General features: G+C 58.2%; 27 protein-coding genes. 1 reads left to right on the top strand and 26 read right to left on the bottom strand.

All coding sequences use genetic code 11. The features are described from left to right. Positions 1-10: 10 nt before the first annotated feature. The gene (locus FJD38_RS14905) at positions 11-1,693 is read right to left on the bottom strand and encodes a flavin monoamine oxidase family protein (RefSeq protein WP_146385980.1); all 1,683 of its coding nucleotides are present in this window, start codon (positions 1,691-1,693) and stop codon (positions 11-13) included. 150 nt (positions 1,694-1,843) lie between these two features. Beyond that, positions 1,844-2,296 (bottom strand): Lrp/AsnC family transcriptional regulator, encoded by a 453-nt coding sequence (locus tag FJD38_RS14910; protein WP_122784154.1) that lies wholly within the window; start codon positions 2,294-2,296, stop codon positions 1,844-1,846. A gap of 1,169 nt (positions 2,297-3,465) precedes the next feature. Between FJD38_RS14910 and FJD38_RS14915 the strand changes: the two genes are divergently transcribed. Continuing rightward, positions 3,466-4,473, top strand: a complete 1,008-nt coding sequence (locus FJD38_RS14915; RefSeq protein WP_146385982.1) for a hypothetical protein — start codon at positions 3,466-3,468, stop codon at positions 4,471-4,473. Between the two features lie 38 nt (positions 4,474-4,511). Here FJD38_RS14915 and FJD38_RS14920 read toward each other — a convergent pair whose 3' ends face one another. The 24 genes from FJD38_RS14920 to FJD38_RS15030 form a co-directional block, all read right to left on the bottom strand. Next, positions 4,512-5,483, bottom strand: a complete 972-nt coding sequence (locus FJD38_RS14920; RefSeq protein ID WP_146385984.1) for a hypothetical protein — start codon at positions 5,481-5,483, stop codon at positions 4,512-4,514. Further along, on the bottom strand, positions 5,456-6,160 hold the full coding sequence (locus FJD38_RS14925) for a hypothetical protein (protein WP_146385986.1): 705 nt from the start codon (positions 6,158-6,160) through the stop codon (positions 5,456-5,458). Before FJD38_RS14925 ends, FJD38_RS14920 begins: the two co-directional genes overlap by 28 nt. Next, positions 6,157-6,711: a baseplate complex protein gene (locus FJD38_RS14930; RefSeq protein ID WP_146385988.1), complete on the bottom strand. Its 555-nt coding sequence runs from the start codon at positions 6,709-6,711 to the stop codon at positions 6,157-6,159. Before FJD38_RS14930 ends, FJD38_RS14925 begins: the two co-directional genes overlap by 4 nt. Continuing rightward, entirely contained in the window at positions 6,708-7,631 is a 924-nt protein-coding gene (locus FJD38_RS14935) for a hypothetical protein (protein WP_146385990.1), read from the bottom strand. The genes FJD38_RS14930 and FJD38_RS14935 overlap by 4 nt, the downstream gene beginning before the upstream one ends. Next, a complete protein-coding gene (locus FJD38_RS14940; RefSeq protein ID WP_146385992.1) occupies positions 7,628-8,239 on the bottom strand; it encodes a tail fiber assembly protein in 612 nt (203 codons plus the stop codon). The genes FJD38_RS14935 and FJD38_RS14940 overlap by 4 nt, the downstream gene beginning before the upstream one ends. Beyond that, positions 8,239-10,155: a phage tail protein gene (locus FJD38_RS24780; protein WP_146385994.1), complete on the bottom strand. Its 1,917-nt coding sequence runs from the start codon at positions 10,153-10,155 to the stop codon at positions 8,239-8,241. Before FJD38_RS24780 ends, FJD38_RS14940 begins: the two co-directional genes overlap by 1 nt. A 9-nt stretch (positions 10,156-10,164) precedes the next feature. Next, positions 10,165-10,689, bottom strand: coding sequence for a phage tail protein (locus FJD38_RS14950; protein WP_146385996.1), 525 nt, complete (start codon positions 10,687-10,689; stop codon positions 10,165-10,167). Then, positions 10,686-11,858: a baseplate J/gp47 family protein gene (locus FJD38_RS14955; RefSeq protein ID WP_146385998.1), complete on the bottom strand. Its 1,173-nt coding sequence runs from the start codon at positions 11,856-11,858 to the stop codon at positions 10,686-10,688. The genes FJD38_RS14950 and FJD38_RS14955 overlap by 4 nt, the downstream gene beginning before the upstream one ends. Next, entirely contained in the window at positions 11,855-12,172 is a 318-nt protein-coding gene (locus FJD38_RS14960; protein WP_146386000.1) for a DUF2590 family protein, read from the bottom strand. The genes FJD38_RS14955 and FJD38_RS14960 overlap by 4 nt, the downstream gene beginning before the upstream one ends. Next, a complete protein-coding gene (locus tag FJD38_RS14965) occupies positions 12,169-14,394 on the bottom strand; it encodes a phage tail tape measure protein (protein ID WP_146386002.1) in 2,226 nt (741 codons plus the stop codon). The genes FJD38_RS14960 and FJD38_RS14965 overlap by 4 nt, the downstream gene beginning before the upstream one ends. Positions 14,395-14,400: 6 nt before the next feature. Next, positions 14,401-14,541: a DUF6890 family protein gene (locus tag FJD38_RS24460; protein ID WP_194286302.1), complete on the bottom strand. Its 141-nt coding sequence runs from the start codon at positions 14,539-14,541 to the stop codon at positions 14,401-14,403. Between the two features lie 23 nt (positions 14,542-14,564). Next, positions 14,565-14,852 (bottom strand): putative phage tail assembly chaperone, encoded by a 288-nt coding sequence (locus FJD38_RS14970; RefSeq protein ID WP_146386004.1) that lies wholly within the window; start codon positions 14,850-14,852, stop codon positions 14,565-14,567. Between the two features lie 39 nt (positions 14,853-14,891). Beyond that, positions 14,892-15,353, bottom strand: coding sequence for a lysis system i-spanin subunit Rz (locus tag FJD38_RS14975; RefSeq protein ID WP_341874136.1), 462 nt, complete (start codon positions 15,351-15,353; stop codon positions 14,892-14,894). Further along, positions 15,350-15,883, bottom strand: a complete 534-nt coding sequence (locus FJD38_RS14980; protein ID WP_146386006.1) for a lysozyme — start codon at positions 15,881-15,883, stop codon at positions 15,350-15,352. The genes FJD38_RS14975 and FJD38_RS14980 overlap by 4 nt, the downstream gene beginning before the upstream one ends. Continuing rightward, complete coding sequence (locus FJD38_RS14985; protein ID WP_146386008.1) at positions 15,880-16,086, bottom strand: hypothetical protein; 207 nt, start codon at positions 16,084-16,086, stop codon at positions 15,880-15,882. The genes FJD38_RS14980 and FJD38_RS14985 overlap by 4 nt, the downstream gene beginning before the upstream one ends. Further along, positions 16,083-16,295 carry a TraR/DksA family transcriptional regulator gene (locus tag FJD38_RS14990; RefSeq protein ID WP_146386010.1) on the bottom strand — a complete coding sequence of 71 codons (213 nt, stop codon included), beginning with the start codon at positions 16,293-16,295 and terminating at the stop codon, positions 16,083-16,085. Before FJD38_RS14990 ends, FJD38_RS14985 begins: the two co-directional genes overlap by 4 nt. After that, positions 16,295-16,744: a phage protein gene (locus FJD38_RS14995; protein WP_146386012.1), complete on the bottom strand. Its 450-nt coding sequence runs from the start codon at positions 16,742-16,744 to the stop codon at positions 16,295-16,297. Before FJD38_RS14995 ends, FJD38_RS14990 begins: the two co-directional genes overlap by 1 nt. A 6-nt stretch (positions 16,745-16,750) precedes the next feature. Beyond that, on the bottom strand, positions 16,751-17,866 hold the full coding sequence (locus FJD38_RS15000) for a DUF2586 domain-containing protein (protein WP_146386014.1): 1,116 nt from the start codon (positions 17,864-17,866) through the stop codon (positions 16,751-16,753). 11 nt (positions 17,867-17,877) lie between these two features. After that, complete coding sequence (locus FJD38_RS15005; protein ID WP_146386016.1) at positions 17,878-18,558, bottom strand: phage virion morphogenesis protein; 681 nt, start codon at positions 18,556-18,558, stop codon at positions 17,878-17,880. Next, positions 18,548-18,991, bottom strand: coding sequence for a phage tail protein (locus tag FJD38_RS15010; protein WP_146386018.1), 444 nt, complete (start codon positions 18,989-18,991; stop codon positions 18,548-18,550). The genes FJD38_RS15005 and FJD38_RS15010 overlap by 11 nt, the downstream gene beginning before the upstream one ends. After that, positions 18,988-19,449, bottom strand: coding sequence for a head completion/stabilization protein (locus FJD38_RS15015; RefSeq protein ID WP_146386020.1), 462 nt, complete (start codon positions 19,447-19,449; stop codon positions 18,988-18,990). Before FJD38_RS15015 ends, FJD38_RS15010 begins: the two co-directional genes overlap by 4 nt. 96 nt (positions 19,450-19,545) lie before the next feature. Next, a complete protein-coding gene (gpM, locus tag FJD38_RS15020; protein WP_146386022.1) occupies positions 19,546-20,259 on the bottom strand; it encodes a phage terminase small subunit in 714 nt (237 codons plus the stop codon). Further along, the gene (locus FJD38_RS15025; protein WP_146386024.1) at positions 20,259-21,281 is read right to left on the bottom strand and encodes a phage major capsid protein, P2 family; all 1,023 of its coding nucleotides are present in this window, start codon (positions 21,279-21,281) and stop codon (positions 20,259-20,261) included. The genes gpM and FJD38_RS15025 overlap by 1 nt, the downstream gene beginning before the upstream one ends. Continuing rightward, positions 21,282-22,193 carry a GPO family capsid scaffolding protein gene (locus FJD38_RS15030; protein ID WP_146386026.1) on the bottom strand — a complete coding sequence of 304 codons (912 nt, stop codon included), beginning with the start codon at positions 22,191-22,193 and terminating at the stop codon, positions 21,282-21,284. Between the last annotated feature and the right edge of the window lie 143 nt (positions 22,194-22,336).

Raw genomic sequence — 22,336 nt, forward strand, 5'->3', positions numbered from 1 at the left:
TGTGGGGCGATCAATCCGGCAGGGCGATGGGGCCTATGTCATTGAACACATCGCCAGGGCCGGGGTTTGCGGCGTGAGTGCTGCCGCCAAAGTGGGTCATGATGCCCCATACCGCGTTCAATGAGGTCTGCACGGCGCCTTCGACCCACGCAGGTGTCCAGGACACATCATCACCGGCAATAAAAATACCACGTTGTTCGGGTGGAAAATCCTGCTGCATAAAGTGTGCGTACATACGCTGGTTGTAACGATAGTGGCCCGGCAGCGCGCCTTTAAAAGCGCCGAGAAAGTGCGGGTCAGCTTCCCATGACACGGTGATCGGGTCGCCAATGATGCGGCTGGCAATATCCACCTTAGGGTAGATCTTCTTCAAGGAATCGAGCGCCAGCTTGACGCGTTTTTCGACAGGATGCGGCAGCATTTTCAGAGCGTCGCTCATCCACGAGTACGACAGGCAAATAACCCCCGGTTTGTCATCGCCGTGATCAAACAGGTAAGTGCCGCGGGTCAGGCGGTCTGTGAGCGTCATGCTCATCAGGTCGCGGCCAGTCTCAGGGTCTTTGTCTTTCCAGAAAGGACGGTCGACCATGACGAAAGTTTTCGACGATTGCATGTAGCGCGTACGGTCCAGCGCCATCCACACTTTTTGTGAGAACAGCGACTCCTCGCACTCAATTTGTGTGGTCAGCAGCCAGCTTTGGCAGGTGACCAGAACCGCTTCGTAAGGGCGGGTGACACCCAGATTGTCGGTGATCGAAAACTGACCGTCTGCACTGCGGCTGATGCTTTTGACCCCGGTACGCGGTGCTCCATGGTGCAACGAGCTAAGGCTGGTGCCTTCGGGCCAGTGGGCGCAGCGTTCAGGCGCGTGACGCCAGATGCCCAGTGGCACCTGTTCTACGCCGCCGACTACCAGGTGTTGATGGTCGTCGCAGTTGGTCATGACCACGCGGAAAATTTCGAGCATGGAATTTGGGAAATCAGAGTCCCAGCCGCCTGTGCCAAACCCTACCTGACCGAACACCTCGCGGTGCTGGAACGACAACTTGGCGAAGGCTTTTGACGTAGCAACGAAGTCGTAAAACGTGCGGTCATCCCACAGCGGCACCAGGGTGTTCCACAATTCTTTCAGGCGAGGCACGTCACGGTCACGGATAGCTTGTTGAATATCGCCAAAGCGTGACCCTGCTTCCAGTGCATCGGCCCAAGCGTCTGCAACTTCCTGGAACAATGCAGGCAAGTCCGAGAGTTTTTGGGCGTAGAAGGTTTGGCCTTCAAGGTCAATCACGGTGCTGCCTGACGCGGGGGTGAGCGGGTTGGGAAAAGGTTTGGTTTCCAGCCCCAGCTTATCGACGTAGTGGTAAAACGCCGTTGAGGACACCGGGAAGCGCATGCCGCCCAGTTCAGCGATTACCCCTTCGCTCCCTTCAAAGGCTTGTGAGCGCAGACGCCCGCCCATTTTCGAGGCTTCATACACCACGGGCTTGAGGCCCAGTTTCATCAATTCGTACGCCGCCACCATGCCGGCCATGCCCGCACCGACAATGGCCACCTCAGCACCCAGCTTCTCAACGGGAATACTGCCCAAGCCCGCCGGATGTTCGATCCAGTCATCAAACGCGAAGGGGAAGTCCGGACCGAAAATGGTGACGGGCTTTTTGCCGTCCAGAGGGTGACGATTCTTCTTATTCATGGCTGACCTTGCTGGCGACCCGCGCTTAACGCTGAGTATAGGAAAAGACAGGCACCATGATAGGGAGCGTAGAACTCGTTAATAAGACGCAAACTGTCGTCGGAATGGCTTTATTTTAGTCAATATGACGAGGTTGGTAGTCGTAATGCGTTATTTACGATCCACTTTGCTGCTGAGGATGATCGACGTCGTGGTTTTTTCGACGCCCTCTACGCTGCCGATCTGATCGAGCAATTGATCCAGTTGCTCGGGGGAGTCGCTGCGCAGCCATGCCACATAGTCGAACTCGCCGCTCACCGCACATAGCTGTTGCACCTGAGCCATTGCGCTCAAGCGTCGCACCACATCTTTGCCGGAGCGGGGCTGCACCGTGATCCCTACATAGGCTTGCAAACCGCCATCGATCAGGCGTTGGCCCAAACGCACGCCGTATCCGGTGATCACCTTGGTCTTCTCCAGTCGTGCCAAGCGCGAGGTCACCGTTGTGCGCGCGATGCCCAGCTGACGAGCCAGCATCGCCACGCTTTCACGGGCATTGAGCTGCAAGGCGGCAATCAATTGACGGTCGATTTCATCCAGCGCGGGTGGGCGAGTATCGGACAAGGGGGATTCCTGTGGCATGAGCGATGTGGATGTTCATGGTACAGGGCTGTCGGTGATTGCGCTTTGCAGCTGAGCGAGCCTATGCAGGCAAGCTCTGCCAAGTTCCCCTTACGTGGAATTCAGGAACTCACAACGATTGATCCCAGTTAGTCATCAAGAAACTGAACACAGCAAACGCAATAAAAATAATCAAAAACACATGTCCCTTTTTAACTTTGCTTTTCATTCCATCTCCTTTAGGTTCCGCGCCCGCTTTATGCCTGACCCATGCCAGGCACTTATAGTCCGAGGCCGGAAAACGTCATATGTGATTGTGTGGTAGGCCATTGTGCAAATCACTTCTCAAGGCCCGTAACCCCAAAGGCCGCTTCTGTAGCTTCCGATATCTAAGCCTGAGGGCCTGCGGGCCATGTGCAGCGTCCGCTATCCACCCCATGTGCGAACGCTGCGCAGCGTTGAACTCTAGCCTATTTTGTATTTTTTTCCCGTGTGCACAGGGACGTCGAGACCTGTCCTGCGCATCACGCCGGGCATGGAAGGACGGTTGAGGTGTAGCCATAGGGGAGGGGATTGCGGGGGGGGGGCGAACCGGCACTTTGCCTGCTTGGTAGGGGTGGAGCGTAGGACTGTAAAGACAGTGACCACTCCAGAAACACGAAAGCCGCGCAGTGCGCGGCTTTGAGTATGGTGGGCCCAGTAGGACTCGAACCTACGACCAAGGGATTATGAGCCCGTATAAAAGGCCATTAAGCATTGATGGTCTTCAATAAAATCAGGCTTTTATTCGTTTTTTGTTCATATGTGCCGGATACACTTCCCGCTGCTGTGGACGCTTTGTGGACGGTCTCGGTACACCTCTTTGCACGCTGCTGAAAACCCTTTCACTTTGTGCAAACTCTCCCACCCTTACAGGCCCTGCAGCGGGTCTAGCTCAACGCCTTGTTTTCAGTACTCGTCTGTTTGCACAAAAAACCTACGCAAAGCCCGTCGGCGGGAGGGGGATAAGTGCTTTTCTCAACAGTTTTTTTTGGAAAAGAAAATTTGAGGGGCGCAGTTTTACCTAGAGAACCAATCAGGTGTAAGGTTAGAGCTGCGCCGTCATAGATGCCTCTATTGCTCCTAAGGCTGGCAGTAGGATCCTATCTAATGCTTATAATATGGATGTGCATATGGGAAAAATATCAGTTGGCGTTGATAGAGACTTGGTAGTCAAACGCTATATGTCGCTTGGGAAATTTGAAAGTCTAATCAACTCAGGAAGCTTATACTTTTCCCGATTCGATCGCTTTACAGACAAGCTAGAGGGGGGAATAAGTAGCCAGAACTATCCAGACGTCAGTGTTTCTGCTGAGCTTTTTGACCTAACAATTAATTATAGGGCCAGCGATCCTGCATCCCCTGAAAAGACACAGGCCGAAAAAAGAATCAATGAAATAAACAATGAAACCTTCGAAGGAATATTTGGTAGCGAAAAAAAACTGGATGGCGACTCCTACCTACAACTGGTCAGCTCTTGGCTATACGCAAACTGCTGGACTGATCTTGATCATGAATGCGACGCAATGTGGTCTCTTTATGGTATTACCGGAGTGGGATGCAATCATGTCGAATGCTGTCCACAATGTGAAAGTACTCATGGAATGTCCGTATGCATTGAAACTACAATAGGCGCTATCTTAGACAACTTAGAACTAGATGAGCGTTATAACCTATCAATCCAAAAGGTTGATTATATCGACCATAAGAAAATAAAATTTGAGGCTCACGAGCTGAGCACCAAACCTTTCTTTTCAAAAGCCCGGCATTTCAGCTATGAAAATGAAGTTCGACTCATGCTATGGCCGGATAGAAGCGACATCAGCTTCAGCTATGTTTATCAACAGAGCACGGTAAATGATAAAAAAAGCGTTGAGCTGAAAATCAAGAATATGAGCTCATTTATCAACAAGATAATTTTATCTCCAATCCCCGCCAAGAAAAGTGCACAACTCCGCACTACGCACTACGAGGCTCATCAATCAAATTTAGGATTAAAAGATAGCCTTGCCAATTGCATCTTGAGAGAAAAAGTCCAAACTCTCTGCTCTGCTAACTCATTGTTCGTTGAGATACTTGATTCAGATTTAAATCAAGTTGTTACGAGCGACTGCTACACATTCATGGATGATTTTAAATAATCTATTCGACATGCCGCGCACCAAAAACAAACTAATGATTAGTGAGTAATTGGTTGAAGCGTTTCTGCGAGTTCTGAAACTGACTTCGCGCAACTGATGAAAGCGGCGGCGTTGCTGGGTACTGGCGTCGGCCCATGCGTATGCCCCGCCAGCTGCACATTCATCTCCTGCACCAACTCAAGTAAATCACACAGCACCTGCAAAACATTCACACCTTCGGAGCCCAACCATGTCTTGGGCGACACATACCGTTGGCTGATCGCAGCCATACTCGTCTTCATGCCCTCTATTCGCTCCTCCATATCCCCGCCCACCATGGCGTTGTGCTTCTGCCCCACGACCAAGTTCAAGTCCCGCCCGGTCGCTTGGTGCAAATCATCCACAGCCGCCAAGCTCGCAGCCCCGCCCGACAGCAGCTTGAGCGCGCCCAGCGCTTCTATTTTCTTGATCCCACCCACTAACTCGGTTGAATGATCGTCCACCGTCATGGTGTGGTTTTGGAAGGTCTCGGTGTTATCCAGGGCTTCCACTTCGCGCTCGATCGCTTTGTCCTGGATCTTGCCGTCGGTTTGGCGCAGCCAGTTGCCGTCGGCATCGACCCGTTGCTGGCACGCTTCGCTGTGCTGCCACACCTGATCCCCTTTCGGGACTTTGGGCATGCTGAGGCCGTGCGGGAGGATGGTTTGGATGTAAGGCTTGTTCGGCAGGCCGTAGGCGAAGCACACCACGACTTGAGTCCCTTCTTCGGGGAAGGCGTAGATGCCCATTTCTTCGCCGCCAGTCGGCAATGGCAGCGGGACTCCGGCCAAGATTGGCAGTTGGGTGTCTGGCTCGCCATCTGGCCCCATGACCTCGATGTCGACCGCGTAGCGCGGGCGGAAGTCGTCGCAGATCCCGGCGCCGCTAGGGGCATCGGCCACGGCCACGACCCGGGCAAAGCGCGGCAGGTGGTAACCGCCTGAGAGTTCGGGGAATTGTCGTTCTACGCTACGGCGGATTGCGTCGTCCATCGGATGGCCATTTGGTTGTCGACGAGGGCCACACTGGTGATGCGCTCGCCTTGATTGATTGTTGCACCTGGTCGCAACCCGGGAAGGGCCGCGATCAGTGCGCTTTGATTGCCCTGGTAGCCGTCGAACAGCTCGGCAGGCAGTTGTAGCGGCGCTCGCACGCCAAAGAAGCTGTCGGCCCAACTGCCCACAAACACTTCACCGTCGCCTTGCTGCTGCCAGATGAAGTCGGGGATGTTGAACACGCGGGCCATGCTGTCCATCGCCTGATAACCCGCCGCCAGGCTGTAGAAAAACGGGGCTTTTACGCTGGCGTACGCTTGTGCCGGCACACGAAAACGCAGGCCGGTGTGTTGGCTGATTTCGGTCAGCACGGCTCGCAGATCCACGTGACGCAGGTTCAGCGGCAGCGGTTTGGCAAGGATCGCGGCCATCTCACGGCAGAACAGCACTTGCTGGACGCTGTTAGCAGCGGTGCAGCGCTCGACGTAGCCGATGAAGTGGCGTTGCAGCGTGCTTTCGTTGTAGCCGATGTCGAGTGTGACAAGCCCCCTCACGGGGGCAGCGGCTTGAATGGTGAACGTGGCCCGGCCCGGGCTTTTCAAGTCCAGCCGAACCTCGTCTTTGACCAAGGCCACCGGCTCGCCGTTGATGCTGAGTATCTTGTGCAGTTTCATGCGCCACTCACCCCGCCCAACCAACCATCGACCTTTTTCAACGTGGCTTCAAAGCCTGTCAGTGGTTGCTCGCCTTCGGCCGAATCGGCGCCGGTACCGCCGCCACCTCCCACCGTAGCGCCCGGGCCGGATTGCGCCTTGACCCCATTGGCCGGGCGCCGCCCTTCGACTTTCTGCGGGTTGGAGACTTTTTCGCTCAGGGTAAACTGAATCCGCCAGGCACTGAGGGTGTCGTCTTCCCGGGCGCTGACGCCTTCGGAAAACTCCACCTGACGGATGCCGAAAGCGCTCGCGGTGTCATTCACGACCCGATAGGTTTTGAGCTGGCCACCACCTTCAGTGGCTTCGGCCATCCGCATCAGATCGCGAAGTTGCACCTGGTCAACGTAGGGAATCATCATCGAAGCGGTCAGGGTCTTGGGCTTAAAGCCCTTGTGCGCGGTTTCGGTGTTGCTGGTCTGGCCCGACATGTCAGCGGCTTCAATCCGCATATTCGCTGTGATTTTCAGGTTTTTGCCGCGCACCTGTTCGCCATCGAGTAGCAGCGTCATAGGCCCACCAGTTCGCGCACAAAGCTCAAGCCCTGTTCCGACCCCACCAGCAACACACCGGCACACAGCACCCACTCATGCCCTGGGGCTTCTTCCTTCAACAGATCCCGGCGCAAGTCGCTGGCTGTGCCCGGGCCGATCATCCGCGCGCGCAGGCTGCTGTCGGCATGGCCGCTGGCGAGCAAGGCCTTAAGGTCGTTCAGTTGCTGGTCGCGCCCTTGCTGCTGCGCCACTTTGCGTTTGGCCAGTGCCACCAGATCGCTCATTGGCGAGCTGTCAGCCGCGTAGCTCTCCAACACCGCCAGTTGGCCAGACATGGATTGTTTGGCGGCCTTGAGCAACGTGCACCGCTCCAACGGCAACGCCTGCCAGCGCGGCAATGTCCCGGCGCTGGGCAATTCCCACTTTTCGGTTTCCAGTTTTGACAGGTGCCGCGCCCGGCGTTCGGCGCGCACCAGGTCAGGCATCGGCAGCAACGCATTGAACCGGGACAAGCTTTCGGCTAACTGATCGAGACGAGTCGCCAGAAACATCAAGCACAAGGCGTACTGCGGCCCATCCGGGCGGCTGGCATCGCTGACATCCGCCAGTTTGTTCGCCAGTTGCTGCACCAGGTTCGGTGCTGACAGAAAGCGCTGGTAGCCCGTGCCTTGGCCCACGCCGCTTTGAAACGGCGTCACCACCAGACAGGCCGGGGCTTCACCCATCTGTTGGGTCAGCGCCGATCGGCCCGCATCGATCGCGCCTTGGGCCGCCGCACCCACCGGCCCCGGGTTGGTACTGGTCATGCCGTCCAGCCCGCTCAAGCGCAGCGCCGTGCTGACTAACTCGCCGCTGGCCAGATCCTTGGCCGTGCTCAATTGGCCCATCCATTGGGTGGCTTGCTCGGGCCAGCGTAGGGTTACGGGTGCCCACGTCATGCTGTTGCCGCCTTGACCTGACCGTTTTCAAGCCAGTCCGGTTCGACAGGTCGTTTGCTTGAATCCGGGAAGCTCGCGGCTTCTGTCCAGTCGCGCAGGGCCAGACGGAAACCCTGCAACTCGCGGTACTGATCAGCGGACAATGAGGCGGGACGCTCTGCCTCCAGCTCATCACGGTGGCGAACCACCAGCGCGTCCGTGGTCAGCAGAACACTGTCACGCCATGCCCGCTCACGCACCGCCAGTTCAGTTTTGGTCAAGGGTGGCGGTGCTTTGGCGACGGGAAACCCTTTCGCATTGGCTTGAATGACTTTGCCCAGTGCCTGCGCCTGCAACAACTCTTGGTGATAGGCGCCGGTGATTTCCACCAGCTCATTTCGAGGCGGTAAAGAGCACATCGGGTTGGATGCTTCTACCTGGGGCGCATAGGCGCTTTCATCGGGCACTTCAAGTTGTGGCGCGACCATTTGCCGATCGGGCCATTCCGGATTTTTAACCAGCTTGGTCGGGCGCTTCCAGGCGGGATCGTCCACCAAAATCGTGCGTGGCCCGTGAACCTCATCCAGATAAAAGCCCAAAGTTTTAGCGTGAAAATAGGTGCTGTTCATCAGTTCCCCACCGCTTCAATGATTAAAGAAAATGCGACGGACTGTATCGGCCCCCAATCTCCAATCAAAATGCTCACTCGCTGGCGTATCTCCCCGGTGTCGGCGCATTTCCACCATCCGGGAAGACCGACCACCGCCGTGTTGCGTGGCAGCATGGGTTCAGCAATTAATCGAATAAGATTTTGCGTCTCAGCATGTCGCATATACGGCATGTTCTGATTGTTGCTAATCACGCCTACGTACGAGATTTGGTCAGCGACAGGCCGCAAAGCAATGCTGGCTAGCATGTCCGGGTGGGTATGATCTCTCCGGGACAGATAAATGAGCCCGTCACTTTTCTCGTCCCGGAAGTAAGGAAGTTCCGGATTGCCCCCGACCAGCCCTGCCGCCACAATCTGATCGCGAGTGAGCCGTTGACTAAGCAATTCATTGGTTCGCGCCATCGTGTAGGCGTCAGTGATGCCAAAGCCGCCCAGCGTGGTGGGCTTGCCCCCAAGGTCAGCGTAGTTATGCCCATGATCAGAACGTGATAGACCGACCAGCTCATTGCTGCCATCGGCGCGCATATACGGATAGCGCACATCGCCCGAAGCAAGACCGACATAGCTAATGCTGTCGCGAAACACCCGCAAATTCAGCAACTCGTCAGTCTTTGTTTTGGTGTAGGCATCGGTGATGCCGTAGCCGCCAAGGGTGGTCGGTTTATCGCCCAGATCCGAATACTTGTGGCCATGATCGCCCCGGGCCAGATGCAACAGTTCGCCGCTTGCCTCGACCCGTACATACGGATAACGCGTGTCACCCGCGACCAACCCCACTGCCGTGATGAAGTCGCGGTCAGGTTTGCCATTGATATTCTTTTGCAGCTGTTCGCCCAGGGCTGACAGGGCTTTGGTAAAGACATTGCGCACCACATTCACAGCTTTGGTAGTCGCCAGAATCAAGCTGCTGTTGCTGTTGTCGTCGTCACTGATGGCATTGGGGATCTGGTCTAGACCGACATCACCTTTCGTGGTCGCCCGTGCCCGCAAGCCTGAATAGTCACCCGTGCGTGCCGCAAAGTGCTTCACCAGCTCAGTATTGATCGGCTCAACAGCGCGCAGATCCTGAGTGACACTTGAACTCACCAGATCCGCCAACGGCACCAGGTAATGCCGCGCCCCGCTGCTGTCGCTGTAATCCGCCTTGTCAGCGCCGAACACCACCGTAAACGTGCTCACCACATCACTCAGTTCGCGTTGCAACACCACATCCAGCCAGACTTTGTTCGGTACCGAGGGCACCGCCACCGGCTTGGCCGCAGGTAAATGCAGACGAACACCTTCTACATAGGCCAGCCCCGGCTTGAGTTGATAGCCCGCCCCGACCTTTTCCAATTGCAGGCCCGTACCGAAGAAGCACGCACGCCCGAAAATATCGCGGTTGCTCAAACGCTCACGCTCATCGATCCCGTTCAGGCGCACCGTAAAATCGTGCTGCCAGGTACTGGCGTCAATGGTGATGCCGGTCAGCGCTTGGGCGCCGTCGAACACCACCAGAAAGTTGCGGGTCACGTTGTTGCCGATTTGCAGCGGCGGAATGTTGCGGCGCTTTTGCTGCACCGGTACGTACGCCACGGCCAGCAACACGTTCTCGGCGGTTTCGAGGCCTATCCAGTTCCAGTCGAAGTCCCCGATGTCGCTGCCCATCATCAGGCTGTAAACCACCTGATTGGGGTTCACAAAGCCTTTCTGGGTCACGTCGTAGGTGGCCACGATCTGGCCCACGGGCGGTTTGGCCGCGCCACGGTTTACCGGGCCGTTCGGATTAAGGCCCGGCACGTTGGCCAGCACAAAGCGGCTGACGATCAGGGGTTGTTGTGCGCCGACTTTCTGCGCGATCAGGCTTTCGCCTGCAAGGGTAATGCTGGCACCCACGGGAGGCTCCTACAGGCTGGCAACCAGCGTTTGCTGGTCGTCGTTAAAGTCCACCGCGACGATGCGCAGCGACACAGGGGTAATGGTCACAAAGTCATAACGGCGGCACGTGCGCCCGTACTGTTGGATCAGCACGCGCATCAGCTCCGGGTTTTGCGACAGTTGCGAGTCGGAGAGGCGCAGCAGCACCACGTCCCAGTCCCGATCGGGCAAACGCTCGTCGATCTCGACGTAACCGACGCCCAAGCGTTGAAGGATGCGTTTCAGGCCCGCCGTACTGCCCGCGTCCACGGCATTGATAAAAGCGAACTTGACCCGCAGCCGGTACAAACTTTCTGGCTCGCCCTTGAAGCGGCTAATGTCGCGCTGCCAGGCCAGCAGATCGAGCACAGTCAGGTGGCAGGTTTCGGCGTCCATTTGCAGCAGGGGCCACTGCAACCAGCCCTCCACCTTGTCCCACCAGGACTGACCTGCGGCCTTGAGTTTGGTCAGCTGCGGGCCGTCCAGCCAGAACGGCAACTTGAGTTTGATCATGCGAGCGTCACCACCAGGCTGTTGATGCGGGGGATGCTCAGTTCGGAAACGATGTCGGCATTATCAAAGTGCAGCGACTCGATACCCGGGAACTGTTGGTGCAGCTCTTCCCCCAGTCGGCTGAACGAAAACCGCGACTGGGGGTACGTCAGGGTCGGCTGAAAGTCCGTGGCTGTGCTTTCACGGAACGCCGCTCGCACAAACAACGCCACGTCATCGCGCAGGCTGTCACGCTTTTCATTGCCGATCAGGGCGCGTGGCCACAGCGTCAGGCGGATGGCGTGCTGGGTTTCCGGCATGACCATCACCACCAGATCATCACCGTGGCCATGGTTGCCCTGGTCACGGATATGGGCGTTGATCTGCTCCAGATAGGTCTCGGCTGGCACGTCGGCTTCAAACAACACATAGGCATTGGCACTGCCCGGGCCACGGGGTGCGCCGTGCAGGAAATACACGCCGTCCGGACGCACGCCCGGGAAGGCCGAAATCATCGCCCGATAAACCGCATCGGTGTGCCACTGGTTGACCGCCGAGAACTGATTGCGCACCCGCAAGCGCAGCTGGTCGTCGGGTTCCGGATCCGCCCCGGGCGCAATCAGCCAGCCGTCGGTGTTCACCACCTGAGCTATGCCCGCCAAGGGCACCGGCAAGATCGCGTAGTAACCCGGCGCCAAGTTGTAGCCGCTGCCCTCTTCCTGCGCTTCGACCGGGATTTCGAGCTGCAACAGCCCATCGGCAAAGGTCGCGGGTGTGGTCGTGACCATCTGATAGATATGGCCATTGATGGCGGCGGACTGCACCACGATGCCCGCAGGCAGCTCCAGCGTCCCACCGGCGGCAATGCGCGTAAACAGCATCATGCCGGTGGCCTTGGTCGCGCCCTTGCGTTCGACGTTTACCGCCCAGGCCAGCATGTCCAGCCAAGTATCCCCGGCGGTTTTGACAAAGAAGTTGGGCAACACGGTGTCGCTGATAAAACTGATCAGCCACAGCACGGGCTTGGTCACCAGTGCGGTGATCAACCGCCAGAACGGCGAATAGGCGCTGGTGTTGCTCAGCTTGCTGCCTTGCGCCGCCACTTCGGTTTCCCAGGCTTTACGCAACCCGGCTTCGGTGGTCGGAATCCCGGCGTCTGTCAGCGCCTGTTTAAAATCTACCTCGCTCACACATACACCTCGATCGCGCCGAATTTAAGGGTCTTAGCCGTCACCAGGTACTTGCCCGAGTCATAGGGTTCAATCAACGCCGTCCCCGGTACCAGGCGCACATCCGCCTCCACCAGCAGCTCCAGTTGTTGAATGCAGTCGCGCTGACGCAGACGGCTGCGTTCGGCCACCAACGTCACCAACAAGCCGCTTTCGCGGATCATGTGCGCAATGTCCTGGGCGATACTGGCGCGGTCATCGATGAGCAACGGCTGACGCGACGGATCCAGCGACAGGTCGTTGTCCACAATCAGCAGGTCGATGTAGTCACTCATCCGCCCACCGCCATGCTCATCATGTTTTCAAGCTCCAGCGGGCTCATGGGTTTGGTGTTGGTGATGTTCAGGTTTTCCACATGGGTGCCCTTGTTCTGGGTCTGATTGTTGTTCTGGATGCTGCTCAACAACCCGCCCTTGGGCACAGCGTTGGGCCGCGACGGCGACAGGCTGCCCAGTGAACTGTTGAGACGTTCCTGACTTTGCTCAGACTTGGCCTGCGGCGGTGCTGCCATCACCAGTGCCGGGGCTTGGTGCGGCGGTTGTAGCGCATCAATTTGCGTGACTTTTGGGGTTTGAACCTGAGGCGCTGCCAGCAAAGACGGAACCAACGGTTGACTGGCCGCCATGACCAGCGGCGCCGGTTGTTGCACCCGGTTCAACGGGGTCTGCATCTGCGTCAACATGCTGGGCGCGGCTTGCGGCGGCTGCGCCATCACCAACGGCGGCGCGGGCTGTGCCTGAATCTTCGGGATGCCCAAGTCCGGCACTTTCGGCGGCGCTGGCAAGTCGCCAAAGGCGGCATCGATCTGCACGCCCGGGATCTTGTTCAGCATCGCAATCAGGCCATTGATGGCACTTTTGAAAATGGTGGTAATCCCGTCCCATGCCGCCTTGGCCATGCCTGTCCAGCCGCCCATGGAGCTGAACCAGTCGCTCAAGCCTTTGAGCTGGTCACTGACCCACTGGAACGCCGCGCTGTTCATTAACGCGGTTGTCCATTCATCCCAGTAGTAAACGGCCGCCGCCACGGCCGCAGTTAGCGCAACCACGCCGACCACCACCCACACAACAGGGTTGGCCAGCAGTGCTGCGTTGACCAGCCAGATCGCGCCTTGCCACAGCAACATGGCGCCACGAACAAGGCCCATCCACGCGACCATGGCCGCCATGCTCAACACAAACGTAGTGACCATGACCACATGCATCAGGAACATGGCGATACTGCGAAAACCCGTCCAGGTGAGTATTTTCCAGACGGTAATCATGCCCAGCCAGACCGTTTTCCCCAGCCCCACCACCAGCGTCAACGCCGACATGGCCACCGTAATACCGAGGATGGTCAACGCCGCGATACTCACCACGCGGGTGATGTTGGGGAACAACTGCGACCACCGCGTCAGGGTCTGGGCAATGCCGGTCAGCTTGGCCATCAGCGGTTCAAGAATCGGCATCAACGCCTGACCGAAGGCAATGCGCAACGCCTGCACAGCGGCGCCGAATTGCTGCCACGGATCGACCATGGCCCGGGCCATCTTGTCGGCGCTCTCCAGCCCGCGCACGTTGCCCAACTGCTCCATGCCGTTGCGCAGACGCCCGGTGTCCTTGGCCAGTGCGCCAATCACACGTGCCCCCTCGCCACCAAACGCATCGGTCAACGCCGTGCCAGCCGCAGCGGTGGTCAGATCGCCAAACTTGCCTTGCAGCTTGTCCAGGATGTCGAGCATCGGCAGCAACTTGCCGTTCTGGTCGGTGAACTTCATCCCCAATTTTTCGGAGCCAGCGCCGATGTTTTCAAACAGCGCCTTGTACATGCCCCCGGCGTCGCCACCTTCCATGGTGCTGCTCAGCGTGCCGATCACCGCGAACTGCTCGGCCAGGTCGACACCCGCCGTGGTCGCGATCGCGCCCACTTCCTTGAACGCATCCTTGAGCTGGGCGCCGTCGGTGCGGAACAACTGCACCGCCAAGGCGGTTTGCCCGCCCATCTTCTCGACCCACTGGCTTTTACCCATGGCGTCGGCCTGATCTTTGAACAGGTTGTACATCGTGCCGACGTAAGCGCCCATGGTGTCGGCGTCGGTCTTGGTGGCCTTGGCCAACAGGTTGCTGGTGTTGGTGAACGTGGCCAGTTGGCTGCCGCTCAAGCCCTTGATCGCACCTTCAATGCTGTACGCCGAGGCCACAAAGTCGCGGGCGTTTTCACCGTAGGCCACCGAGAATTCCAGCGACTTGCGGTTCAGCGCATCCAGCGCGTCTTCGGCCACGCCCAGCGAACGGACTTCGCCCAGGGCGCGGTTCATTTCCAGCGCCGGTTCCAGTGACTGACTGATCGCAACGCCCGCACCCACCATGCCCGCAAGCCCAAGGCCCATGGTCTTGATGTTGTTCTGCCCCTGCTCGGCCAAGTCCGAAAAGCTGGTCTTGACCCGGCCCAGGGGCGCGGTGATCTTGTCGGTCAGGCTCAAGATAAAAGCCAGCCGGGCGCTGCGATCTGCCATGTGAATTTATCCGTTCAATGCGTAGGCAATGCCATTGGCCACGGCGATTTCCATCCTTCGCCAGTGCTCATCCTCCAGCCACTTGGCCGTACCCATCACCTCGGCAGTGGGTTCGGCACCGGGTAGCCAGCGGTTGGCCAAGGCCACTAACTGGCCCAAGCCGTTTTCGCTTAGTCGTTCGGCGTGCTCGAGGGCTTTTTTACGGCGATCTCAACGTCCGGGCTGTATTCCTCCAGCAACGTGCCGGCCAGTTGCATGACCAGCACCGGGTTGGCCAGCAGCGGTTTCAGGGTGGCGCGCTGTTCCTGTTTAACCGTGCTAACCAGCAGGTTGTTGGCCGGGGCCACCTTGTTGGTTTGGGTCAAGGCGTTGAAGTACTTGGTCACGTCCTGCGGGGTCAGGTCGAAAGTGAATTCGGCTTCGCCTACTTCCAGGGTGATTTCGCGACATTCAGACATAGGTAATTTCCGTTCAATTTTAAAAGTGGGTGATTGGGGTTAGCGCAGGCAGATCCGGCGCACGTGGTCTTGCAGCCCCAGGATCATTTCTTTACTCAGGGCAAGCTGATCGCGGAGGGTGAAATAATCCGGTCGAGCGTCTGTTGCGAGTTCGGCGGTGCCTGCATCAGCCACGCGGCCGGTGCGGGCTTGTTCGGGGTCGGTGGCACGGCACACGGCGTTGACACGCAGCCGCTGACGGCCAGCAGCAACATCACGCTGCAACTCGCTGTTTTCAAAAAGTGCATGGCTCAGTGCCTCAGTTCGGGTGCGGTCAATGTCTTCACGGTCAGCCAGCATTTCGCCGCTGATCCGGGCCGCTTCACGCAGGCCGGTGACTTCGGTTTGAGCGGTGGCCAACGCCTGTCGGGCGTCGTTGCGCTCATCCATCAGGCGGTCAAATAGCAAACACATCGCCGCGCCCGCCAACAGCCAGAGCAAGGTCGAACTGATCCCGTTCACAGGCTCGCCTCGCACAGCTTCACTTCCGCCAACCGCCGCGCATGCAAGCCCGGGACAAACACCTTGCGGCCCTGGGTGTCAGTCACATAAGCCCACACGGGTGTTTTGCCGTCCGCCGCCCAGGCCAAGGCTTTACAGCCTTCGGCCATGCGTCCGGCGTTGATCAGGCCCACCGCACGACTGGCGCAGGTGCTGGGCATACCGACGTTATGGCCATGGCTGCTCAGTGCATCGAAGGTGTTCTGGGCAACCCGCTGGTTGGTCAGGCAGTCAGCAAGGGCGAGCTGGCCCTTTTCGATCACCAGTTGCTCAACTTCGGCGCAACGGGCCGCTGACCAGTAATCACCCACCACAACCGGATAAGGGCTGGTATGGCGGGTAATCCCCTTGCACACCGTGGGCAGGCCACGGGCCAACTTGTCGGCATACACCACGTGCTGACCTTCACCTTCCCACTCGCCCAGAAAGGCGATCAACGCAGCGCTGGTCAAGGCAATCGCGCCAGTGGCAATCTTGTGGCGCAGGGTCATAACTTATCCTTCCAGTCACGCAGCATCTGGCGGTACTTGGGGGCCAGCAATACGATTTGCAGCACCATATAAAGGGCGGTCAGCATGTAGGCCACCGCCGACCAGTCGACAGCGCCGGTCGCGCCGGTTGCCGCCACACCGATGGCCGGTGACGCCTTCACAATGGCCATGGCGGTGTCCTGAGCGGCCTGATTTGTGCTCATCGGCGGCCCTCTTTCTCAAACAGTGACTGGCATGGCACGCAACGCAGCATCCCGCCCAGCGCTTGCCGAGCCGGGGGGATTTGCCCCCCACAGTCCAGACACTCAGTGCGGCTTGGCCCGGTCGGGCGCGCAGTGGCCAACTGGGCGGCAATCGCCTGATCGCGCTGACGTTGCTCCAGCGCCTGGGCGCGATCGAACGGGCAGACCATCAGCTCAGCCCCTCAGTCTCAGCAGCAGCCAGATACGGCACGCCGTTGATGCGGATAAAGTCTGGGCTGGTGACGTCAAACGGCACCTTGTGTTTGGATTTCTCGCCGCCTTTGGGGTCGATGCTCAACAGGCTGGACACCTTCAACTTGCAGCCAAAGGCCTCAATGCGAAGTTCCTCATCGCCGGTCTTGGCGAAAAACACCGTGTCGAAGGGTTCCAACTGGCGAAAGCTGCCAGCGGTACGGGCCGCATCCATCAGCAGGCCGAAGTTGTAGCTGTCCAGCTCAAACTCACCGCTGGCCGACACATCGCCATCCACGTGGCCATTGGGCACGCCACGGGTCTGCGCCACAGCGCTGTTGTCGGTGACATCGAGGGTGCAGCTCTCCACGTGAACCAGCAGGTCGCCCAGGTTCACGTCAAAATTCTTGCCGCCAATACGTGACATAAAGGGTTACTCCGTGGCGTCGTTGGAAAGATCCAGGGCGATATTGGCCGTGATGTCTTTCGGGCAGTTGTGGGGTTTGAGCTTGATGTAGGCCTCTACGGCGGTTTTGCTCTTCCAGACCAGCACGATGTCGCCGTCTTTCGGGGTCTCGATTTCGCCCGGGAACACCTGACCGGCAAACGTCACGGACTTGGCCATGGCACGCAGCGGCGCCATCAGCGCGTTGATGTTCACCGCCATGCTGTTGGGCGTGCTGTTCAGGCGGCGATCGCCCACGCGGCGGATCAACAACGGGCGCACCTGACGTGCCGCCTTGTCAGCCAGACGCAAATGCTCGATCACCTGAAAGTCACTCGCCGGGGTGTCCAGCAGATTGCCCTCGCCCCAGTACACGCCGGGATAATCCGGGTACGTCTGCGAGACCGAGAACCGCGCCTTGTCCAGCTCGGCGCGGATCGCGGACGGAAGCGGCACACCTTCGGCATCCACCGGCACCGGCCCAAGGCCCAGTACCGCGCCGCTGGCCACCCGCATCGGCGTGTCTGCAATGCTCACTGCCGCATTGGCCAAACGACCGGCCAACACGCCCAAATCGTTACCGTGCAACTGCGGCACCACCAACACACGGGGTGCGGCCACGTCCGCCGTAATGGCCTTCTGTTCGGTCAAATACTGCGACCACGGCTGCAAGGCGCTAATACCGGCAGTAGACGCCATCACAAACGAGCGACGGCCATACACGTTGTTCAACGCCACCGCTGCATCGTTCATCTGCGACAGCTCGACGCCATCAATCACCGGCGTGGTGATCACCACCGCCTCGACTGAAAAGCCTTGTTGCTGAGCCTTCTCCAGCGCCGTCGTCCACTCACCGTCAGCACTGACAGGCGCTGCCAGACAAGCCCAGCGGTCGCCACCGTTCAAGCGTGCAGCGGTGATCTGGGTTTTCAGGTCGCTGGCCGGAATGCCCAGCTCGTTGTCCAGGTCACTGTCGGTATTGAGGGCCAACAACTTGCCTACGTTCTTGGTCGAGGGGCCAATAAAGAGGAAATAACGCTCGATCGCGGTCACTTCCCCCTGACCCAAATTAAGGTTGTTAACGCTGACTTTGCCGAGTGCCATGTGGTGCCTCGTTAGCGGGGTGAATTAAGGATTTGTTCAAACACCTGGTTAACCAGGTCGCGGGTTTCATTGCCGCTGCTGACGCCGAGGAACTGACGTTTGGGCAGGGTGATGTCCCAGCTTTGCGCGCCCGAGGACTCGGCTCTTTCATCATTCAAAATGCGGATCAACAGACCGGCCTTGGCGTAATTCACGTGTTCCTGAATCCATGCCACCGAAGGTCGGGTTAAGGTCTTTTTGCCCTTCTGACGGGTACGAAAGCCCAGACGGCGCAAGCGCTTGGCTTGCTTGTCGGTGCAGGCGATACCGGGCGGCACCTTGTTCCAGCGGCGCATCTGCGCCGCGGTACGGCGCTCACTGACCCCGTTGTGCTGCTGCGAAGCGACCCAACGGGTCAGGGCATTTTTCCAGCCCAGTTCGGCCTCATTCGGACTGACGCGGGTGACTTGCAGCAGCTTGGCCAACCCGGCTTCCATCTTCTTCTTGCCCTTGGCTGAACCTTTGCGCTCAGCGAACGGCGAACCGTCCAGGTTCTTCTGCTCACGCACCCGCTTGCGGCTCATCGAGCGCACGCGCTTGGTCACGTTATTCAACAGACGGCGGCGCAACTGCGGCGGCAGATCCAGCAATGCCAGCTGCGCGTCCACATTGAGCAAACCGCGAATATCGAGGTCGAGCGGACTAGCGGCCATGACTGCCCACCTCGCCTTCTTCCGCGATCCACAGATCAAACGGGATAAATGACCAGGTCTGACCGAACGCCTCGATTTCGCCGTCCGGGTCTTCGGCCAGGTACTGCGGCTCGACAAACTCCACGGTGATTTCGACGTCAGCCAGATCGTTGTCCAGCATGTCGATGGCAAACGTCATCGACGGCAGCCCGTCGCGGTCGCGGTCGTGGTTCTCCAGCCAACTGCCGAGCAAGGCCATCAACCGCCCCGGATCATCCGCAAAACGCTCCAGCACAATCGTTGCGCTGTAGTGCATGTCCGCGAAGTGCAGCCCCTTCACATCCGGCTTCCAGATCAAATCCAACGTGACCTGATTGGCCCAGCTATCCAGCTGCTCGGGCATCACCAGATTGCGTTCGATCAAATACGTGGTCAGCGCTTTAAGCTTGTTCATAACAACGCCGCCGTCATACGCCCACGGCCTTGCAGCGAGCGCACAGCCTGCTGACTGAAAGACAAAAAGGTTTCGGCGCGTTCCGGGGCTTCTTTGCCGGTGTTTTCGGCGCTGTCACGGCGGGTCACGGTGGCAAACTGGGTCAACAGGCTGGCTTTGGCGCGGGAGTAAACGGCGCGCTTGTAAGTCGCTACGTGAAAAGTACGTTCGGGCAGCACCCTGGTATCAGCAGATTTCACACAGCTCACGCCTGCGGACTGCCACCGGGATTTACAACGGGCCAAGTCCGCGTTGACCTCGAACATAGCCGTGGTCAAATCAACGACCAGCATGTCGCCCAGGTACTCACCCGGCAGGCGATAGCCTTTCTGGAACTCGCTCACCGACAAGTCGGGCCAAAAGCCGTCATTGTCGATTTGCTGTTCCACCAACGTGGTGGGTTTGCCTGAAAAGCTCATTGCTGGGCGCTCAAATAGGGCGGGAGAACTGTTTCAGGGAGGCAGGCCATAAATGGCTAACTCTCATCCACAGTTTCCCGCTGGGGGGGTAGTCGGTTATTCGGTGGCCGGTACGGCCGCTTCTTTCTGTTCTTTTTCCAGTGCCTTGCGCACACCAGACAGGCGCGTCCCTACGCCGATTTCCGGGTACAGCTCCGCCGCACGCTCAAAGTGATGAGCGGCTTTGGCCCACTCTTTGGTGTCGATGGCCAGAATCCCGACCAACTTGTGGTAGCGCGCGGGAATACGTTCAAACAACTGCCACTCACCATCGACCCACGGCAACAGATCCGACAGGTATGGTTCAGGGCTTCGACCGGCTTTGTGCTCGGCCTCGGCCCACTCGATCAACTCGTCAGCCACAAAGGTCGGAATGTCTCGCCTGAATCGCTCAGGCATTTCTTGACCCTGACTCATAGCGAAGCGAGCAAGCCCCAGACCTTCTTCAAACTGCGCGGTGTCGAACAGCCACACCACCACCTGCATCAGCACCGGATTGGCGTGATTAACACCACTGTCGATGTAGCGCGTGACGTAGTCCTGGTACTTGGGCAGCAGCTCGTCACGTTTGAGCTGTTGGCGAGCTTCGCGGCTGTTGATCGCGCTGACGCGCTCCAGATCAACAGCCAGTGCCGCTTCCATCAGCTTGAGATGCTTTTGCGCGTTAGCCGGGCTGGCCAGCGCGGTCGATGAGCTGTAGGGCACAGCTTTCGCCTCGACCGCAGGGCCTTGCGCAAGTACACGCCGCTTGTGGGCCAAGGCGAGGCTCATCAGATCAGCTCCAGGTTGCCAGCTTCGATTGCCGCGAAATTTTCCAGCTGCTCGATCACATAGCCCTCATTACGTCCGTTGTAATCTTCGACGCGGGAGCGCTTCGGATTTTCGAGAACATGACGACGCCAGCTGCTGTCTTGAAAGTAAATCGACAGGTTGTCCCAGCTGGTGACCAGTAGGCCGGTGGCCGGGAAGTGCGGGACTACGAAAGACGGCAAACCGCCATAGGTCGCAATCACCTGGGCGCCTTCGATTCGCTCTTTTTCGGTCGGAGTGTCGCCTTGCTTGGCGTAGAGCTTGCCCTTGTCGCTGGCCAACAGATCGCTGCCAATGATTGCAATCAAGTCGCCCGCATCGCGGAACACTGGATCAATCATCTGTTTGACGTCATGCACCAGGGCGTCAAGGTTCGCGTAATCGCCACCCACACCCAGGGTGATTTTGCCTTCGGCCTGGCCTTCTTTCAGCACCTGCGCCGGAATCTGTTCACGGGCAATTTGCAACCAGCCTTTGTTCACGTCCTGAAGCATGGGGAACGCAGCAATGTCGGTTTGCGGTGCCGCGTGCGTACCGTGGAAACCGATCATGATCCGGTCGAGGGCAATCTGACGTTGCACAGCAGCCGTGTAGCGGTCGGCAAAGTCCGGGAATTTGGCCCAACTATCGATTTTGGCAAAGGACAACGCCACGTCGGATTCGGTGTGGAACAACTCATAACCGATCTCTGACAGGTCGCTAAAGTCTTTAGCTTCGCGATCAGTGGTCTTGGTGTTGGTGCGGCTCGACACCGGGCCACTCACCCCCATCATCACCTTTTGACCTTTGATTTCAGTCACTGGCACGACGTTAATTCGCTCAAGAAAGTCGGCTTTCTCGGTGATTCGATCGTTCAGTTCCTGAGCCACGCTGGGTTCAACGGCGAACTGACGGGAAACATCATTGACGTTGTACGCTTCGCCCAAATCATCTTGCAGCAGCGCAAATTGATCCTGGCCGTGAGCACTAAGAGACTGGGCCATTTACACCGCTCTCCGCTTGTTGCTGCGGGTGTTTACGCCAGTGGTGCGCGCAACTGGGCGTGTTTGGGCCGTGTTCAAAAGCTTGCTGAACTTCTTGTCCATTTCTTCAAGACGCTTTTCCAGCGCGCTTTGGCCTTTGCGGCGACGGGACATTTCACGGTCTTTGTCCGCGTCATCCAGAATCGTCTCGACGGAGTCCTGCACATCATCAATCAGGGTCTGATCGACCTCTTCTGTGACAGCTGGAACCAGTGTTTGGAGACCGGCAGCCACAATCAATAGCTGCTCGATGAGGGCTTGTGCAGCCTTGGCTGTTGCTTCATCCATTGGGATTTTGCTCTCGGTGGGGGTTGGGGTTTCGTCGGGCTTTGACTCAACGCCGAAGTGCTTTAAAAGCCCTTTGAACACGGCGGCCAACTTGGTGAACTCGCCGTTAGGCTCTTCCTCGACCAACTCCCCCAACGCAACAGACGCGGCGTAATACGAGGTCTTATTGGTCTTGCGGGAAAAGTAGAGTTCTTGAGTGCCCAGGCTGGCCGGCTCATCCGTCACGGCAAGTCCGGTCAAATAAGCTTTGCCACTACCGGCGAAGTTCGGGGTGATTTCGATGCTGGTAAACAGCTTCTGGCCCAAGTCATTGAGGCGCAGCAGTTGATCGTTGGGTTTTAACTGGGCTTCAAGGGCGATTTGGCCTGGCTCCAGATCCTCAGCGTCTTCCAGCAAGCGCACCGAAAACACAGTGCCGTGGGAGCCATGCCAGCGTTCGTGTTCGCACCAAATAACAGCGGTGTACCGCGACGACTTGTAGGTCTCGGCGATGTCGCGCAGTTCCTGGGGAAGGATTTCGCGACCGTCAGCGGTGGTGCCGCTGGTGGCGACACGTTTCCAAACTGAAACAAGGGAACGGGGCATGGTGCTAACTGCGCTCAATCGGTGAGTTGAGCCGCCACGATAGGGAGCCGACGCCGCTCAAACAAACGATTGCTTTCCGATCTTCTCCTATATTCACGATCTAGGAGGAACGCGGAAATTAACACCGCGTTCGACGCGTTTTC

Source organism: Pseudomonas saxonica, from assembly GCF_007858365.1.
Lineage (GTDB): Bacteria > Pseudomonadota > Gammaproteobacteria > Pseudomonadales > Pseudomonadaceae > Aquipseudomonas > Aquipseudomonas saxonica.

Coding starts and splice junctions, on each gene's coding strand:
- FJD38_RS15030 (WP_146386026.1), bottom strand. CDS start 22,193: ATGCCCCGTTCCCTTGTTTCAGTTTGGAAACGTGTCGCCACCAGCGGC.
- FJD38_RS15025 (WP_146386024.1), bottom strand. CDS start 21,281: ATGGCCCAGTCTCTTAGTGCTCACGGCCAGGATCAATTTGCGCTGCTG.
- FJD38_RS14920 (WP_146385984.1), bottom strand. CDS start 5,483: ATGGACGACGCAATCCGCCGTAGCGTAGAACGACAATTCCCCGAACTC.
- FJD38_RS14965 (WP_146386002.1), bottom strand. CDS start 14,394: ATGGCAGATCGCAGCGCCCGGCTGGCTTTTATCTTGAGCCTGACCGAC.
- FJD38_RS14970 (WP_146386004.1), bottom strand. CDS start 14,852: ATGTCTGAATGTCGCGAAATCACCCTGGAAGTAGGCGAAGCCGAATTC.
- FJD38_RS14950 (WP_146385996.1), bottom strand. CDS start 10,689: ATGATCAAACTCAAGTTGCCGTTCTGGCTGGACGGCCCGCAGCTGACC.
- FJD38_RS15010 (WP_146386018.1), bottom strand. CDS start 18,991: ATGAACAAGCTTAAAGCGCTGACCACGTATTTGATCGAACGCAATCTG.
- FJD38_RS14930 (WP_146385988.1), bottom strand. CDS start 6,711: ATGACGCTGCTACTCGATGGCGAACAGGTGCGCGGCAAAAACCTGAAA.
- FJD38_RS14940 (WP_146385992.1), bottom strand. CDS start 8,239: ATGAACAGCACCTATTTTCACGCTAAAACTTTGGGCTTTTATCTGGAT.
- gpM (WP_146386022.1), bottom strand. CDS start 20,259: ATGAGCCTCGCCTTGGCCCACAAGCGGCGTGTACTTGCGCAAGGCCCT.
- FJD38_RS14990 (WP_146386010.1), bottom strand. CDS start 16,295: ATGGTCTGCCCGTTCGATCGCGCCCAGGCGCTGGAGCAACGTCAGCGC.
- FJD38_RS14985 (WP_146386008.1), bottom strand. CDS start 16,086: ATGAGCACAAATCAGGCCGCTCAGGACACCGCCATGGCCATTGTGAAG.
- FJD38_RS14915 (WP_146385982.1), top strand. CDS start 3,466: ATGGGAAAAATATCAGTTGGCGTTGATAGAGACTTGGTAGTCAAACGC.
- FJD38_RS14995 (WP_146386012.1), bottom strand. CDS start 16,744: ATGTCACGTATTGGCGGCAAGAATTTTGACGTGAACCTGGGCGACCTG.
- FJD38_RS14960 (WP_146386000.1), bottom strand. CDS start 12,172: ATGAGTGACTACATCGACCTGCTGATTGTGGACAACGACCTGTCGCTG.
- FJD38_RS14980 (WP_146386006.1), bottom strand. CDS start 15,883: ATGACCCTGCGCCACAAGATTGCCACTGGCGCGATTGCCTTGACCAGC.
- FJD38_RS14905 (WP_146385980.1), bottom strand. CDS start 1,693: ATGAATAAGAAGAATCGTCACCCTCTGGACGGCAAAAAGCCCGTCACC.
- FJD38_RS14935 (WP_146385990.1), bottom strand. CDS start 7,631: ATGACGTGGGCACCCGTAACCCTACGCTGGCCCGAGCAAGCCACCCAA.
- FJD38_RS15005 (WP_146386016.1), bottom strand. CDS start 18,558: ATGGCCGCTAGTCCGCTCGACCTCGATATTCGCGGTTTGCTCAATGTG.
- FJD38_RS15000 (WP_146386014.1), bottom strand. CDS start 17,866: ATGGCACTCGGCAAAGTCAGCGTTAACAACCTTAATTTGGGTCAGGGG.
- FJD38_RS14925 (WP_146385986.1), bottom strand. CDS start 6,160: ATGAAACTGCACAAGATACTCAGCATCAACGGCGAGCCGGTGGCCTTG.
- FJD38_RS15015 (WP_146386020.1), bottom strand. CDS start 19,449: ATGAGCTTTTCAGGCAAACCCACCACGTTGGTGGAACAGCAAATCGAC.